The sequence below is a fragment of the Streptomyces sp. NPDC085866 genome, from assembly GCF_044541035.1.
Classification (GTDB): Bacteria; Actinomycetota; Actinomycetes; order Streptomycetales; family Streptomycetaceae; genus Streptomyces.
On the sequence record NZ_JBITSQ010000018.1, the window covers coordinates 46,990 to 61,445 of the forward strand.

A 14,456-nucleotide genomic window follows, 5' to 3' on the forward strand; every position below is an offset into this window, starting at 1 on the left:
TCGAACAGTGTGGGTGTACGTCCCCGCGCGCGCAGCCGATTTTCAGGCGGCCTGTTCCTCCTTGGCCTCCGCACTGATCGGCACCTGGGGGCCGTTCGCCTCGCGCAGCCAGCGGCGCAGGACGCGGTGCACGTGCTCAGCGCCGGACAGCTCCGCTCCCTCCTCGACCGGGGCGGAGAGAGTGAGCGGGGAGAGCAGGAAGGGGTGGGACTGGGCGCCGCCGAGACCACCGTGGGAGCCGATCTGCTCCTCGAAGGCGAGGACTTCGCCGTCGGCGGGGTCGTGGAAGGAGTTCACCATGATGTCGGCGGTGTGCGGGAAGGAGTGGGTGCGGCGGACGGCGTCGGCGGCGCCGGTGCCGAACCGGGCGAGCGGGCCGGGCTCGTGGTCCAGCTCGGCCAGCGGGATCTCGGTGCCGTGGGGGCCGAGCACCACGCCGTCGTGTTCCTCGCTGCGCACCAGCAGGAAGCCGATGCCGGGGTGGTTGGCGAGGGTGGTGAGCAGGGCGGGGTGACGGGCCTCGATCTCCTCCTTGGTCATGCGGTGCGGCACGTCCGGGAAGGAGACCAGGCCGAGGTTGCCGGAGGCCAGCACGATCGGCTCGGAGTCCGGAGCGAAGCGAGACGGGGGTCCCCCCGGCCGAAGGGTCGGGGAGGGCCGGAGCCGCTCGCCCTTCTCCTCCACGGGCCGGCGCAGGGCCGCGCGGACGGCGGTGCGGGCCTCGGCACCGCTGCGGGTTCGTTCGGCCCGGCGCGGTACGGGCAGTCCGCAGCCGGCGCGGACTAGGTCGGCGAGGGTGAGGCCGTAGCGGGCGCGGAAGGTCTCGCCGGGGCTCTGGCCGTGGTCGGACAGGACGACGATCCGGTAGGGGCGCGGGGCGTGTTCGGCGGCCTTCTCGATGAGCGCGAGGGACCGGTCGAGGCGCTGCAGGACCTTCTCGGCGTCCCTGCTGCACGGTCCGGAGTGGTGGGCGACCTCGTCGTAGGCGACGAGGTCGGCGTAGACGGCGGTGCGGCCGGCGAGCAGATCGCCCATCACGGCGGCGACCACGACGTCCCGTTCGACGACGGTGGCGAAGGCGCGCACGAAGGGGTAGAGGCCGCCGCGGCTCACCCGTGGCCGCTGCTTACGGATGCGGGCCCGGGTGGACTGGCCGATCTCGCGGGCGACCTCGGCGACGAAGGACAGGGCGGTGCGCACCGCGTTGGCGGGGTCGGAGAAGTACGCGAAGTAGCCGGCGCGGGAACGGTTGTCCCGGCCGCGGCGGCGGGTGGCGATGGACAGCACGAGGGCCTGTTCGCCCGCGCCGCCGCCGAACAGGTTGCCGCGGCTGGCGCCGTCGACGGTGAGCAGTCCGCCGTCGCCCGTGTGCGCCATGGCGCGGCGCTGGAGTTCGACGGCGCTGGTCGGGCGATTGCACACCATCACCTCGCCCCGGTCCTTCTCGTACCAGCGGAAGGCCGGCACGTCGAAGGTGCTGCCGTGCAGGATGCCGAGCTGGCTGGCGCCGGTCTGGCTGGACCAGTCGGTGCGCCAGGGGGCGAGCCGGTGGGTCGGCCGGCCGCCGTCGTCTGCCGACAGCCAGCGGCCGACGGTCGGCATGAGTCCCTCGCGGACGGCGTGCGTGAGCACGTCGTGGCCCACGCCGTCGAGCTGGATGCAGACCAGGCCGGGCGTGGCCGCGCACGGCGGACCGGCTCTGCGGCGGCGGTCGGCGAGGCGCAACAGACGGCGGCGGTAGGCGTCGTCGTCGCGTACGGCGAGGGCGGCGCCGGTGGCCGAGGCCACGGCGGACATCACGGCAGCCACGATGACGGCGGTCTCCGGGGCGACCTCGCCCCGCCCGGTGGGGTTGATGCGCAGGGCGAGCAGCAGCAGGGAGCCGTTGAGGAAGAAGACCAGCAGGCCGAGGACGAACGCGGGCACGAGCAGCAGCAGCCGTACCAGGAGCGGCCACACCACGGCCGAGAGGACACCGAAGGCCCCGGCGCCCAACGCGGCGGTGACGGCTATCCGGGTGGCGCTGTCGCCGTCGGCGGACTGGAGTCTGAAGTCGGGCAGGAGGCCGGCGAGCACGAGCATGGTGAGTGTGGAGACCGCCCACACCGTGACGCTCCGCCCGACCTGACTGGCGATCCGCCGCCACCGCACGCCCCGCACGCCCCGTACACCTCGCGTCCCGCCCGCTCGATCACCGGTCCTCACCCCACCTTGTCACACGGGACGGAGCCCGGTCGGGCGGGGCGCCGGGCCCTCACCGCCCGTCGTAGCCCGCCGTCGGCATGGACAGCCTGCGGTGCACCCGCGCCTTCATCTGCGCGTCGTACGAGGGCTCGGCCCGCCCCACCGTCTCCACCCGCACCCCGCGCCGCGCGCACTCGGCGGTGAACTCCTCCACCGAGGACAGCGCACGCTCCAGCACGCGCCGGCTGGGTGCCACGAACACGTCCACGCCGGGCCGGACGCCGTCCCACAGTGCGCAATGGTCGAAACGCAGCCCGCCGACGAGAAGTTCCCGCACGACCACATAACCGTGCTCCGCCGCCCAGCGGGCGCACATGGCGTGCTGGCTGCGGGAGTCGACCAGGAAGGGGTCGGCCTCCAGTTCCTCCAGAGGCGTCAGGCTCGCGATGGCGGTGACCCGCACCTGTGCGAGCCCGCCGGAGGCACCCCGCAGCTGTCCCATGGCGTCCCCCTCACCTCCGGGTTTCGCCGCCGACCCTACTCCTGCCCGTAGGCTTCGGGGGAGTCGCACGAAGGGGGCGAAGAAGGTGCCGGTGGAGATCACCTGGTGGGGTCACGCCACCTGTGCGCTCCTGGATTCGAACATACGGGTGCTCACCGATCCCCTGTTCGCGAGCAGGCTCGCGCATCTGCGCCGCCGCCGGGGCGCGGTACCCCCCGCCGAGGCCCGTCGCGCGGACGTGGCGCTCGTCTCCCATCTGCACGCCGACCATCTGCACATGCCCTCGCTGGCCACGCTCGCCCCGGGCACGCGCCTGCTCGTGCCCCGGGGCGCACCACGGGCGGTCCCCGGGCTGCGCCGGCTGCGACACCTGCAGATCACCGAGGTGGCCCCGGGAGACGCCGTCCGGGTCGGGGACCTCGTGGTCCGTGCGGTGCCCGCACGGCACGACGGCCGTCGGCTGCCGGTCGGCCCGCACCGCTCCCCCGCACTGGGATACGTCGTCGAGGGCGAGGCCCGGACCTACTTCGCCGGGGACACCGGGCTGTTCGACGGCATGGCCGAGCAGGTCGGGCCGGTGGACGTGGCTCTGCTGCCGGTGGGCGGCTGGGGGCCGTACCTCGGCGAGGAGCACCTGGACGCGGGGCGGGCGGCGCGGGCGCTGGCCCGGCTGGCACCCCGGGTCGCGGTGCCGGTGCACTACGGGACGTACTGGCCGATCGGCATGGACGCGGTGCGCCCGCACGAGTTCCACGCACCGGGCGACGAGTTCGTGCGCCTGGCGGCCGCGACCGCGCCGCAGGTGGCCGTGCACAAGCTCGGGCACGGGGAGAGCGTGCGCCTGGAGGTCGCGCGGTGAGATGGCCGGCCGCGGTGGTGCTGGCCGCTGCTTCCACGTCCACGGCGCCTCCGGAGACCACGCAACAGGCGATCGGGTATCCGTCCCTGTTCCTGCTGGTGCTGATCGGGGCGTTGGTGCCGGTCGTGCCCACGGGCGCGCTGGTCAGCTCGGCCGCGGTGGTGGCGTTTCATCACACGGCGCCGTACTCGCTGGCGCTGGTGTTCGTCACGGCCTCGCTGGCGGCCTTTCTCGGGGACGCGACGCTGTACTGGCTGGGGCGGCGGGGGATGCGGTCGCGGAAAGGGTCGCGGTGGCTCGAGGCGATTCGTGCTCGGGCGCCGCAGGAGCGGCTCGAGCAGGCGCAGACGAAGTTGGCCGAGCATGGCGTGGCTGTGCTGGTGCTGTCCCGGCTGGTGCCTGCCGGGCGGTTGCCGGTGATGTTGGCCTGCCTGGTTGCGGACTGGCCGTTGCGGCGGTTCAGTCGGGGGAATCTGCCCGCTTGTCTGGCTTGGGCGTTGACATATCAGGTGATCGGGATTCTGGGGGGTTCGCTGTTTCCCGAGCCGTGGGAGGGGGTTGTGGCTGCGGTTGGGCTGACGCTCCTCATCAGTGTGGTTCCGAGTTTGGCGCGGCGCGTTTCTCGATAGCGCCGTCGAGGGGTCGGTTCGTTTTCGGGGTGCGCGTGCGTTGTGGCTCGCCGCGCCCACGCGGCGGAGCCGCACATCGACACAGCCCCGCGCCCCTTCAGGGAGTTCGGTCCAACAATCTCGAGCCGCCCACCGGCATGTCCCACAGGTCTTCACGGTCCAGGCCTGCCTTCTCCCACGCCGTCCGTACTCGCGTCAGCGGTTCCAGGACCGGCTCCGCCGACAGGATGAACGTGCCCCAGTGCATGGGCGCCATACGCCGCGCACCCAAGTCCACAGTGGCCTGGACCGCCTCCTCCGGGTCGCAGTGGACGTCGCTGAGCCACCAGCGGGGGTCGTAGGCGCCGATGGGCATGAGGGCGAGGTCGATTCCGGGGTAGCGGCGGCCGATGCGGGAGAACCAGTGGCCGTAGCCGGTGTCGCCGGCGAAGTAGAGGCGCTGTCCGTCGCGGTCGGTGAGAACCCAGCCGCCCCAGAGGCTGTGGCAGGTGTCGGTGAGGGTGCGCTTGGACCAGTGGTGGGCGGGCACGAAGTCGAAGCGCACGCCGGACAGTTCGGCGCCCTCCCACCAGTCCAGCTCGGTGACGCAGGTGAACCGGCGCCGCTGGAACCAGCGGCCGAGGCCGGCGGGCACGAACACCGGTGTGGTGCGCGGGAGTCGGCGCAGTGTGGGGGCGTCCAGGTGGTCGTAGTGGTTGTGGCTGATGACGACGGCGTCGACGCGCGGCAGGTGCTCCCAGGGGACTCCGACGGGGGTGATGCGGGCCGGGGTGCCGAGGATGCGGCGGGACCACACGGGGTCGGTGAGGACGGTCAGCCCGCCGATCCGGACGATCCAACTGGCGTGTCCCGCCCAGGTGGCGGCGACCGTGCGGGTGCCCGTGCGGGGCAACGGGGCGGGTGCGTAAGGGAGCCGGGAGATGTCGGCGAGGCTCTCGGGGCCGGGGCGTACGGAGCCCTCGCGGGCGAAGCGGGCGAGGGCTTTGAGGCCGGGCAGAGGCGCGGTGAGCCGGTCGTGGAAGGTCCGCGGCCAGACCCGGTGTTCGCCCAGCGGGCGGGGCTCGGCCAGCGGCGGGAACGGGGGCGCGAGGGGGGCCGGGGCCGCGGGGGCGCCAGCTTCTCCACTGGTCGTCGTGGTGGTGGCGGAACCGGGCTCATGCGTCTGCTGCGTCATCGAGGAGGCTCCCATCGCTGAGCGTCGTCGCAAAGATCGGCGAAGGCCGACCTCAAGGAGATCAACGCGCGTTGCACGTGTGGCAGTTCCAACGGTGAGGGTGACATGAGGCATTCCGTGCGTTCCTCGTCCGTGCCGCCCAGCAGGGACCCCGTGGCGAGCCGCACGCGCAGCGCCCCGAGGTCGTCGCCGAAGCGGTGACCGCCGGGCGCGGGCATGCCGAGCCGGGTGGTGAGGAGGTCCTCCAGTTCCTGGGCGTCGCCGACGCCCTGCTCGGCGAGCACCTCGCGCAACGGGCCGAGGTCGACGTACAGATGGCGGCCGGCCTGCGGTGGCCGGGCGAGCGCACCGGCCGCGACGACCGCGCCCTGCGCGGCGGCCGCCACGCGCGCGTGCAGGCGTACGGCGGCCTCGCGGCGCTCGGTGACGGGTGCGGGTTCGTCGAGGGCGTACCCGGCGGCCGCGGCGACCGGTGCGGCGATCCGGGCGCCGAGCGCGGTGAGGATGTCGAGCACGCGCGCGTGGAGGTGCTCCCCCGCCTCTCCCGAGGGGAAGCGGGCGACGGCAGCGGGCCAGCCGGGCGGCAGCAGGGCACCGGCCAGATCGGTGACGACAGTGACCCCGTCGGGCACCATCTCGGCGGGGCTGAGCAGGACCGTCTCGCGCGGGTCGTGCACGGTGTCGCGCCAGGTCTCGTCGCTGACCAGATGCAGGCCCTCGGCGGCCGCCGCCTCGACGGTCTCGTGCAGCAGTTCGGGCGGGGTGACGGTGGCGGTGGGGTCGTCGGCGACGGACAGCACCAGCAGCCGGGGATCCCCGCCTTCCGTACGGACCCTGCGGACGGTCTCCAGCAGGGCGTACGGGTCGGGCACGCCGCCGCCCTCGGCCGAGGTCGGCACATGGAAGACGGGTCTGCCGAGCAGGCGGGCGTAGGGCGCCCACCAGGCGGCGCACGGGCGGGGCACGAGCACGTCACCGGTGTCACCGGCGATGGCGGCGGTCAGCGCGAGCAGCAGCGCGGGGGCACCGGGTCCCGCGGCCACCCGGTCGGGGACGCAGGGAAGCCCGCGCCGGGTCCAGTAGCCGCAGGCCGCCTCCAGCAGGCCGGGGGCGCCGCCGACCGGCTGGGCCTCGGCGCGGCCCGCCGCTGCGGCGAGGACGGCGGAGAGTTCCGGGAGGACGGGCAGGCCGTCGCCGGGCAGGGGCGGCCCGTAACGGACCGGCCCGTGGCCCTCCGGGTCCGTCCGCCGCATGTCCGCCTCCGCGCAGTCCGTGGTGCCGTGTGGTGTTCCCGTCGGGGCCGTGCTCTCCTCGTCGGCTGTGCCTTTGCCTGGACCTGTTCCTGGGCCTGCTGCTGTGCCTGGTCCGGGCCTGCTCCTGTGGTGCCGGCTACGTGGAGGGTGCGTACGGTGCTGCTGTCGGTGCCCTCGGGATGTGTACCCGGCGGACGGCCCTCCATGGCCGTCCGCCGTAATTGTCCTCCGGCACGGCCCGGCACGAACCCGGCCCGGGCCGCCCCGCGTCAGCCGTCCACGGACCTCCTGCGGCCGGACAGCCGGTAGACGGCGCCTCCGCAGGCGGCGGCGATCAGCACACCGCCTGCGACCAGCGCCGGAACCGAGTCGTTGAAGCTGCCGCCCGTCCCGGCCGCGACCCCGCCCTGTCCTGTCCCCTGGGCGCAGTCGCCGCTGTCGCCGCTATCGCCGTCGTAACCGTCGTAGCCGTCGTAGCCGCTGTCGCCGCCTTCCCGGTTCTCGCGGCAGCCGTGTCCGCCGGAGCAGGCCGAACCGTGGGAGTCCGCGCACTCCTGTCCGTCGCCGTGGCACTGCCCGGGCTCACGGCACTGTGTGGCACCGCCGGAACAGGTGCGCGAACCGTCCTCGCACTCCCGCCCCTGCTCCTGCCCCGGCCGCTGTCCCTGTCCCTGTCCCTGTCCCTGTCCCTGCTCCTGCCCTTGCTCCCGCCCCTGCCCCGTCGTCTCCTGTCCCGCCCCGGGCTCCTGCCACTGCCCCGACCCCGTCTCCTGCCCGGCCCTCGAATCCTGCCGTTCCCCCTGCCCCGCCGTCTCCTGCCCCACCCCCGGCTCCTCCCGCTGCCCCTGCGCCGGCCCCGGCGTCTCTCCCTGCCCCAGCTCCTGACCCTGGCCCTGACCCGGGCCCTGGCCGTCGTCACACTGCACGCTGCCGCCCGCCAAGGGCGGCGGCGTGGTGTCGGGGGTGTCCGGTGCCAGTCCGGTGAGGTTGTCGCAGGGCGCGGCGGGGGTGGCGCCGGGCTGGACGGTGCCGGGGCCCGCCGCGTCCGCGGGGGCCGCGGGGGCCGCGGGGGCCGCGGACGCGGCGGGCCCGGCTACGAGCGCGGCACCGGCCAGGACGGCGACGGACAGGGCACGGGCGGTGCGGCGCATGGGGCGGGCTCCTCGGCGGTGCGGGCGTGGGACACGGCGGTCGTGCCCTCGCTGCCATCACAGCCCGCCCGGCGCCGCGGCGCGCGCGGCCGGACCCCATTCGCGGGACGCGAACGGCCTAACGGGTGACCCCACGACAGCGGCCGCCGAACGGCTCCGCAGAGGTTTTCCGCACCCCACGCAGGTGACTCGGTAGGTGCTGGCCTTCGACCCTCTGGAGGAAGTCATGCAGCGAGGCAGTGACCGACTGAGCGTCCACCGGGACGACGAGATGAAACACGAGCTGCAGGAGCTGCTCAGGTCAGGGCACCCGACACGCACCGAGGAATGGGCCGATCCGGAGCCGACCGCCGACGACGACCCGGAGGTCTGGAGCGGGCCGGTGGGCGGTCTGGGATCTCCTGCGTCGCTGGAGCGGGTACGGCTGGCGCTGGCCCGGAACCTGAACCGGCACGCCTTCCCCGCCGACGCCCACGAGCTGGCCCGGGCCCTGCGCCGGGGCAACGCACCGGGCGCGCTGATCGACGCGGTGGCCGGGCTGCCGCGCTCGGGGCGGTACGCCAACGTGCAGCAGCTGGCCGAGGCGCTGGTGGGCGTCTGACGAGCCGGGACCGGAGCGGTGAGCGCACCGGGAACGGCAGGTGAGGCCGAACGCGGGCGGCACCTGGGGGCTCCTCAGGTGCCGGACGTGCCCGGAGTCACCGCCTCGCCGCAGCCGCGCTCCCGTGCGCCCTCGCGGGTGCGACCCGAGCTGACGAGGCGGCGCGGGTTGCGGCGCAGGTACTCGCCCTCGAGCTGTGCCATGCGCTCGTTGTGGGCCCGCAGGGCGTCGTTCGAGCCGTACAGGAGGGTGTCGTGGCGCGTGCGGTGGATCGTCTCCAGCTCCTTCATGAGCTGCTGGTCGTCCAGCCGGCTGGGGTCGACTCCGGTCATGGTGGCACCCCGCTCGTCGTGTTGGTTCATCCGGTTCGGGTACCCGCCCGGCACGCACTGCCCCCGAGCGCTTCCGGGAGGGAGCCGTGGAGCTCGCATTCCTGAGTCCACTGTACGAACATCCGGCTCCCCGGGCCCTCCGGCGGAGCCGCCGGGCTACCGGGCCCGTTCCACCCGGCGTTCGTCCCAGACCGGCTCCGGGGTCTCGCGGACGCGGCCGTCGCTGCCGAAGACCAGGAAGCGGTCGAACGAGCGGGCGAACCAGCGGTCGTGCGTGACCGCGAGGACCGTGCCCTCGAAGGCCTCCAGGCCCTCCTGGAGAGCCTCGGCCGACTCCAGGTCGAGGTTGTCGGTCGGCTCGTCCAGCAGCAGCGCGGTGACTCCCTGGAGTTCCAGCAGGAGGATCTGGAAGCGGGCCTGCTGGCCGCCCGAGAGCCGGTCGAAGGGCTGTTCGGCCTGGCCGGTCAGCTCGTAGCGGCGCAACCGGGACATGGCTGCACCCCGGTCCTGCGCGTGTTCCTTCCACAGGATGTCGAGCAGGGTGCGGCCCTCGAGCTCGGGATGGGCATGGGTCTGGGCGAAGTGGCCGGGGACGACCCGCGCGCCGAGCTTCCACTTCCCCGAGTGCGCGACCTCGTCACCGGCGAGCAGCCTGAGGAAGTGCGACTTGCCCGAGCCGTTGGAGCCGAGCACGGCGACCCGCTCGCCGTAGAAGACCTCCAGGTCGAAGGGGTTCATCAGGCCGGTCAGTTCCAGCCGCTCGCAGGTGACGGCCCGCACGCCGGTACGGCCGCCCTTCAGGCGCATGGTGATGTCCTGCTCGCGCGGCGGCTCGGGCGGCGGGCCGACCTCCTCGAACTTGCGCAGGCGGGTCTGCGCGGCCTGGTACCGGGAGGCCATCTCGTGGCTCACGGCGGCGGCCTGGCGGAGGTTCAGCACCAGCTTCTTCAGCTGGGCGTGCTTCTCGTCCCAGCGGCGGCGCAACTCCTCGAAGCGGGCGAAGCGTTCGCGGCGGGCCTCGTGGTAGGTGGCGAAGCCGCCGCCGTGCACCCAGGCGTCGGCACCGGCCGGACCGGGCTCCACGGAGACGATCTTCTCGGCGGCGCGGGCGAGGAGTTCGCGGTCGTGGGAGACGAACAGGACCGTCTTGCGGGTCTCCTTCAGCTGCTGTTCCAGCCAGCGCTTGCCGGGCACGTCCAGGTAATTGTCGGGCTCGTCCAGCAGCAGGACCTCGTCGGTGCCGCGCAGCAGTGCCTCCAGGACGAGACGCTTCTGCTCACCGCCGGAGAGGGTGCGCACCTGCCGCCACTGGGCCCGCTCGTACGGCATGCCGAGGGCGGCGGTGGTGCACATGTCCCAGAGGGTCTCGGCCTCGTAGCCGCGCGCCTCGGCCCAGTCGGCGAGGGCCTGCGCGTACTGCAGCTGGGCGGCCTCGTCGTCGACGGTCATCATGGCGTGCTCGGCCCGGTCCACGGCCTCGGCCGCCTCACGGATGCGGGGCGTGGCGACGGAGACGAGCAGGTCGCGGACGGTCGTCTCGTCCCGGACGGAGCCCACGAACTGGCGCATCACGCCGAGGCCGCCGCTGACGGTGACCGTGCCGCCGTGCGGTTTCAGTTCGCCGGAGATCAGCCGCAGGAGGGTGGTCTTCCCCGCGCCGTTCGGGCCGACCAGAGCTACGGCGGCGCCTTCGCCGACCCGGAACGAGACATCGCCGAGCAGCGTCCTCCCGTCGGGGAGGTGGTACTCGAGGTGTGCGGCTTCCAGATGTCCCATGAGGAGGCATTCTGTGGGGCGCCGCCGACCTGGGGCAAACGCATATCCCGCGCACTCCGACGGCGCCTGCCTCATCGTCCCGGCGCACTCGACGGCGCCTGCCCCCTCAGCCCGACCCGCTCCGACGACGCCCGCCCCTCAGCCCGCCGACGCCCGCCCCTCAGCCCGCCGCGCCCACCGGCGCCCCGGCGGGCCCGCCCTCGCCGACCGGTTCGACCGTCGCGCCGGCCCAGGACAGCGCCTTGAAGCCGTCGGACGGGGAGCCCTCCAGGATCACCACGCCGGTGTTCTCCAGCGGGCGGGCGGCGGCGAAGGCCACGTCGACGTTGTCGGCGCGGGCGGCGGTCCACATGCGGATGGCGGCACCGTGGCTGATCATCGCGACGCTCCCGGCGCCGCTCGCTGCGGCCTCGGCGATCACGGCGTCGTACCGGGCCAGGACCTCCTCCCCGTTCTCCCCACCGGGGATCCTGAGCGTGGTGTCTCCGGCCGCCCACGCGAACACCGTGCGCATGTAGCGCTCGCCCTCCGGGGAGTCGCCGGGCACCATCTCCAGGTCGCCGGCGGTGATCTCACGGATGCCGTCGCGGACGATCACCCCAAGGGCGCGGGCCGCGGCCAGCGGGGCGGCCGTGAGCTGGGTGCGGGTCAGGGTGGAGGCGTAGAGGGCGTCGATGTCCTCGTCCGCGAGCGCGGCGGGCAGGGCGGCGGCCTGCGCCTCGCCGAGCGGGGTCAGGCCAGGGCCGGGTACGGCGGTGTCCAGCAGATGGTCCAGGTTGGACGGGGTCTGGCCGTGGCGGATGAGCAACAGACGCATGGCAGGGCCCTCCGGGTGTCGATCATCGCCCGCCGGACAGGAAACGTCCGGTTCAGGGTACCCGGCAGCCTATGAGCCCAGACGTCGATCTCACTGTCGCCAAGCCCGGCCCCCATCCCCTGCGCCACCGGCTGCTCGCTCTCGACAGCCGGCTGTTCGCGTTCGCGGCGGCGCGGCACTGGCCGTTCGCCGAGCCCGTGCTGCCGCGGCTGAGCCGGAGCGCGAACCAGGGTGTCCTGTGGTTCGCGACCGCGGCCGCGATGGCGGCGAGCCGTACGCCGCGGGCCCGCCGGGCGGCCGCCCGCGGGCTGGCGTCGCTGAGCCTGGCCTCGCTGGCCATCAACACGCTCGGCAAGCGCTCGGTGCGCCGCCCCCGGCCCGCCCTGGATCCGGTCCCGCCGGTCCGGCACCTGAAGCGGCAGCCGATCACCACGTCGTTCCCGTCCGGTCACTCCGCGTCGGCGGCCGCGTTCGCGACCGGCGTCGCCCTGGAGTCACCCGCGTGGGGCGCGGTAGTGGCTCCCGTCGCCTGGTCCGTCGCGCTCTCCCGCGTCTACACCGGCGTCCACTTCCCGAGCGACGTGCTCGCGGGCGCCGTGCTGGGCGCGGGTGCCGCGTTCGCCGTACGGGGCATGGTGCCGACCCGCGCCCAGGTCGTGCCGCCGGCCCGGCCCCGCGCCGAGGTCCCGGCTCTGCCCGACGGGGCGGGGCTGGTCGTCGTGGCCAACTCCGGCTCGGGCACCGCGGACCGCGTGCGCGCCCTGCGCCTGGGCCTGCCGCTCACCGAGGTCGTCGAGTGCGAACCGGCCGACGTGTCGGTCGAGTTGGAGAAGGCGGCGGCGCGTGCGCGGGTGCTCGGCGTGTGCGGCGGGGACGGGACGGCGAACGCCGCCGCCGAGGTCGCCCTGCGCCACGGCCTGCCGCTCGCGGTGCTGCCCGGCGGCACCCTGAACCACTTCGCCTACGACCTCGGCGTGGAGGACGTCCGCGACCTCGCGCGGGCGGTCCGGCGGGGCGAGGCGGTGCGCGTGGACGTCGGCCGGTTCGCCTGCGGCGACCGGCGGGGCATCTTCCTCAACACGTGCAGCCTGGGCGTGTATCCGGAGCTGGTGCGGGAGCGGGAGCACTGGTCGCGCCGGATCGGCGGCTGGCCGGCCGGGGTGCTCGCGGCACTGCGCGTGCTGCGCGCGCACGGGCATCCGATGGAGGCCGAATTCCGTGGCCAGGTACGACCGTTGTGGCTGCTGTTCGCCGGGAACGGCACCTACCACCGGATGGGCCTCGCCCCCGGCCGCCGCGTCGACCTGGCCGACGGGCTGCTCGACGTGCGGGTGGTGCACGGCGGCCGCCGCCCCGCACTGCGCCTGCTGGCGGCGGCACTGGCCGGCCCGCTGACCCGCTCCCCCGCACATGCGGCGGTCCGGGTGAGCCGCCTGCACATCGCGGGTCTCGCGCCCGGCACGCTCCTGGCCCACGACGGCGAAGTCACCGAGGTCTCGGGCGAAGTGGCGCTGGAGAAGCTCCCCGAGGCGCTCACCGTGTACCGCCCCCTGCACGGACACTGACGCCCCATCAGTCCACATGGCAAAACGCAGTTCTCACCATTCGACATGGAGACCTACGGTGAGGTGTAGCGACCGAAGCTCGGACAGGGGAGTTCAACCATGCCGAAATCGCAGGAGACCGCCGTCTACACGCACGGGCACCACGAGTCGGTGCTGCGGTCCCACACCTGGCGTACCGCCGCCAACTCCGCGGCCTATCTGCTCGGTTCGCTGAAGCCCCACATGAAGATCCTGGACATCGGCTGCGGCCCGGGCACCATCACCGCCGACCTGGCGGAACTGGTCCCCGACGGCCGTGTCACCGGTGTCGACCACGCACCCGGGATCCTGGAGCAGGCCCGGGAGACCGCGGCCGGACGCGGCCTGGCCAACGTGGACTTCGCGGTGGCCGACGTGCACGCTCTGGACTACCCCGACGACACCTTCTGCGTGGTCCACGCCCATCAGGTGCTCCAGCACGTGGGCGACCCGGTGCAGGCACTGCGCGAGATGCACCGGGTGACGAAGCCGGGCGGGTTCATCGCCGTACGTGACGCGGACTACGCGGCGATGACCTGGTATCCGGCGGTGCCGGGTCTGGACGACTGGCTGGACCTGTACGAGCGGGTCGCCCGGGCCAACGGCGGCGAGCCCGACGCCGGGCGCCGGCTGAAGGCCTGGGCGCTGGCCGCGGGCCTCACCGACATCACGGCCACCTCCGGCACCTGGACGTTCGCCACGCCCGAGGAGCGGGCCTGGTGGAGCGCGCTGTGGGCGGACCGCACCCTCGCCTCGGCCTACGCCGGACGCGCCACGCAGGGCAGGCACGCCACGGCGGAGCAGCTGCGGGCGGTGTCGGAGGCGTGGCGGGAGTGGGGCCGGCGGGACGACGGCTGGTTCACCGTCCTGCACGGGGAGATCCTGTGCCGCAAGGAAGCGGCGGTCATGGCTCGTCCCCGCTGAACTCCCCGGAGAACGAGTAGGCGGCCCAAGGCCCGGTGAGGTGCACCCGCACTCCGGGCACCTCGGCCTTCGCGCGGTCCACCAGCTCCACGAACTCCTCGGAGTCTCCCCGGCGCACCAGATAGGCCGCGTCGAGTGTTCCGGCGGGCGCGGGGTGCAGCCGGGAGTCCTCGGCGTGCCGGGAGAGCCGCTCGTGCAGGGCTCGGGCGGGCACGGCGGGCTCGCTGTCGCCCCTGTCGTCCCTGTCGTCGCTTTCCGTGTAGGCCCTGACGCGCCACTCCACCCGGCCCTCCAGCCGGTCGAGGACGCGCCGGAAGTCGTCCTCGCGGGCCTCGACCATCGTCCGCACCCCGCTGTCGTCCCGGAAGACGGTGCCGGGTCTGAGCGGCAGCGGGGTGGTGACGGTGGTGAGCGCGTCGATCACGCCTCGGTGGGCGCGGGTGGTCTCGGCCAGCCAGTCGTGGTCGTCCCGACGGGCGCGCAACGCCTCCTCACAGAAGTCTCCCTCGGGGACCGTGCTGACGACCACGACCAGCCCGTGGTGGTGCAGCAGCGCCGGCGGGGCGCCTCCGATGCCGGTCAGCTGGGCCTGCAAGGGCGCTCCTAGCGGGCGGCAGACGGCGTAGACGTAGCGCAGTCCGGTCATGGGGCCTCCTCAGGCGGGCTCGGCC

14 protein-coding genes are annotated in these 14,456 nt (G+C 74.0%); 5 read left to right on the forward strand and 9 right to left on the reverse strand.

Features of this window, described 5'->3' with window-relative positions; genetic code table 11:
- Nucleotides 1-42: 42 nt before the first annotated feature.
- Nucleotides 43-2,160 (reverse strand): phage holin family protein, encoded by a 2,118-nt coding sequence (locus ACIF83_RS36575; RefSeq protein WP_399733651.1) that lies wholly within the window; start codon nt 2,158-2,160, stop codon nt 43-45.
- 94 nt (nt 2,161-2,254) lie between these two features.
- The gene (locus ACIF83_RS36580) at nt 2,255-2,686 is read right to left on the reverse strand and encodes a hypothetical protein (protein ID WP_386576046.1); all 432 of its coding nucleotides are present in this window, start codon (nt 2,684-2,686) and stop codon (nt 2,255-2,257) included.
- Nucleotides 2,687-2,771: 85 nt separating this feature from the next.
- On the opposite strand from ACIF83_RS36580, the gene ACIF83_RS36585 reads away from it, so the two are divergent.
- On the forward strand, nt 2,772-3,545 hold the full coding sequence (locus ACIF83_RS36585) for an MBL fold metallo-hydrolase (protein WP_399733654.1): 774 nt from the start codon (nt 2,772-2,774) through the stop codon (nt 3,543-3,545).
- Between the two features lie 14 nt (nt 3,546-3,559).
- Nucleotides 3,560-4,174 (forward strand): DedA family protein, encoded by a 615-nt coding sequence (locus ACIF83_RS36590; protein WP_399733657.1) that lies wholly within the window; start codon nt 3,560-3,562, stop codon nt 4,172-4,174.
- A gap of 97 nt (nt 4,175-4,271) precedes the next feature.
- Here ACIF83_RS36590 and ACIF83_RS36595 read toward each other — a convergent pair whose 3' ends face one another.
- The 3 genes from ACIF83_RS36595 to ACIF83_RS36605 form a co-directional block, all read right to left on the reverse strand.
- The gene (locus tag ACIF83_RS36595; protein WP_393481341.1) at nt 4,272-5,348 is read right to left on the reverse strand and encodes an MBL fold metallo-hydrolase; all 1,077 of its coding nucleotides are present in this window, start codon (nt 5,346-5,348) and stop codon (nt 4,272-4,274) included.
- Nucleotides 5,345-6,601, reverse strand: coding sequence for an aminotransferase class I/II-fold pyridoxal phosphate-dependent enzyme (locus ACIF83_RS36600; RefSeq protein WP_393481344.1), 1,257 nt, complete (start codon nt 6,599-6,601; stop codon nt 5,345-5,347). The genes ACIF83_RS36595 and ACIF83_RS36600 overlap by 4 nt, the downstream gene beginning before the upstream one ends.
- 269 nt (nt 6,602-6,870) lie before the next feature.
- Nucleotides 6,871-7,752: a hypothetical protein gene (locus ACIF83_RS36605; protein ID WP_399733662.1), complete on the reverse strand. Its 882-nt coding sequence runs from the start codon at nt 7,750-7,752 to the stop codon at nt 6,871-6,873.
- Between the two features lie 226 nt (nt 7,753-7,978).
- Between ACIF83_RS36605 and ACIF83_RS36610 the strand changes: the two genes are divergently transcribed.
- Complete coding sequence (locus tag ACIF83_RS36610) at nt 7,979-8,353, forward strand: DUF2795 domain-containing protein (protein WP_393481350.1); 375 nt, start codon at nt 7,979-7,981, stop codon at nt 8,351-8,353.
- A gap of 74 nt (nt 8,354-8,427) precedes the next feature.
- On the opposite strand, the gene ACIF83_RS36615 is transcribed toward ACIF83_RS36610, so the two are convergent.
- From ACIF83_RS36615 to ACIF83_RS36625, 3 genes are all read right to left on the reverse strand, one after another.
- The gene (locus ACIF83_RS36615) at nt 8,428-8,715 is read right to left on the reverse strand and encodes a DUF6158 family protein (protein ID WP_393481352.1); all 288 of its coding nucleotides are present in this window, start codon (nt 8,713-8,715) and stop codon (nt 8,428-8,430) included.
- A gap of 126 nt (nt 8,716-8,841) precedes the next feature.
- Complete coding sequence (locus ACIF83_RS36620; protein WP_399733666.1) at nt 8,842-10,461, reverse strand: ABC-F family ATP-binding cassette domain-containing protein; 1,620 nt, start codon at nt 10,459-10,461, stop codon at nt 8,842-8,844.
- 160 nt (nt 10,462-10,621) lie between these two features.
- Nucleotides 10,622-11,278, reverse strand: coding sequence for a histidine phosphatase family protein (locus tag ACIF83_RS36625; RefSeq protein WP_399733669.1), 657 nt, complete (start codon nt 11,276-11,278; stop codon nt 10,622-10,624).
- 71 nt (nt 11,279-11,349) lie between these two features.
- On the opposite strand from ACIF83_RS36625, the gene ACIF83_RS36630 reads away from it, so the two are divergent.
- Both ACIF83_RS36630 and ACIF83_RS36635 read left to right on the forward strand, forming a co-directional pair.
- On the forward strand, nt 11,350-12,843 hold the full coding sequence (locus ACIF83_RS36630; protein ID WP_393481357.1) for a bifunctional phosphatase PAP2/diacylglycerol kinase family protein: 1,494 nt from the start codon (nt 11,350-11,352) through the stop codon (nt 12,841-12,843).
- A 99-nt stretch (nt 12,844-12,942) separates the two neighbouring features.
- Nucleotides 12,943-13,785 carry a class I SAM-dependent methyltransferase gene (locus ACIF83_RS36635; protein WP_399733674.1) on the forward strand — a complete coding sequence of 281 codons (843 nt, stop codon included), beginning with the start codon at nt 12,943-12,945 and terminating at the stop codon, nt 13,783-13,785.
- On the opposite strand, the gene ACIF83_RS36640 is transcribed toward ACIF83_RS36635, so the two are convergent.
- Nucleotides 13,766-14,431 carry a GvpL/GvpF family gas vesicle protein gene (locus tag ACIF83_RS36640; protein ID WP_393481363.1) on the reverse strand — a complete coding sequence of 222 codons (666 nt, stop codon included), beginning with the start codon at nt 14,429-14,431 and terminating at the stop codon, nt 13,766-13,768. The two genes, ACIF83_RS36635 and ACIF83_RS36640, sit on opposite strands and share 20 nt — an antisense overlap.
- Between the last annotated feature and the right edge of the window lie 25 nt (nt 14,432-14,456).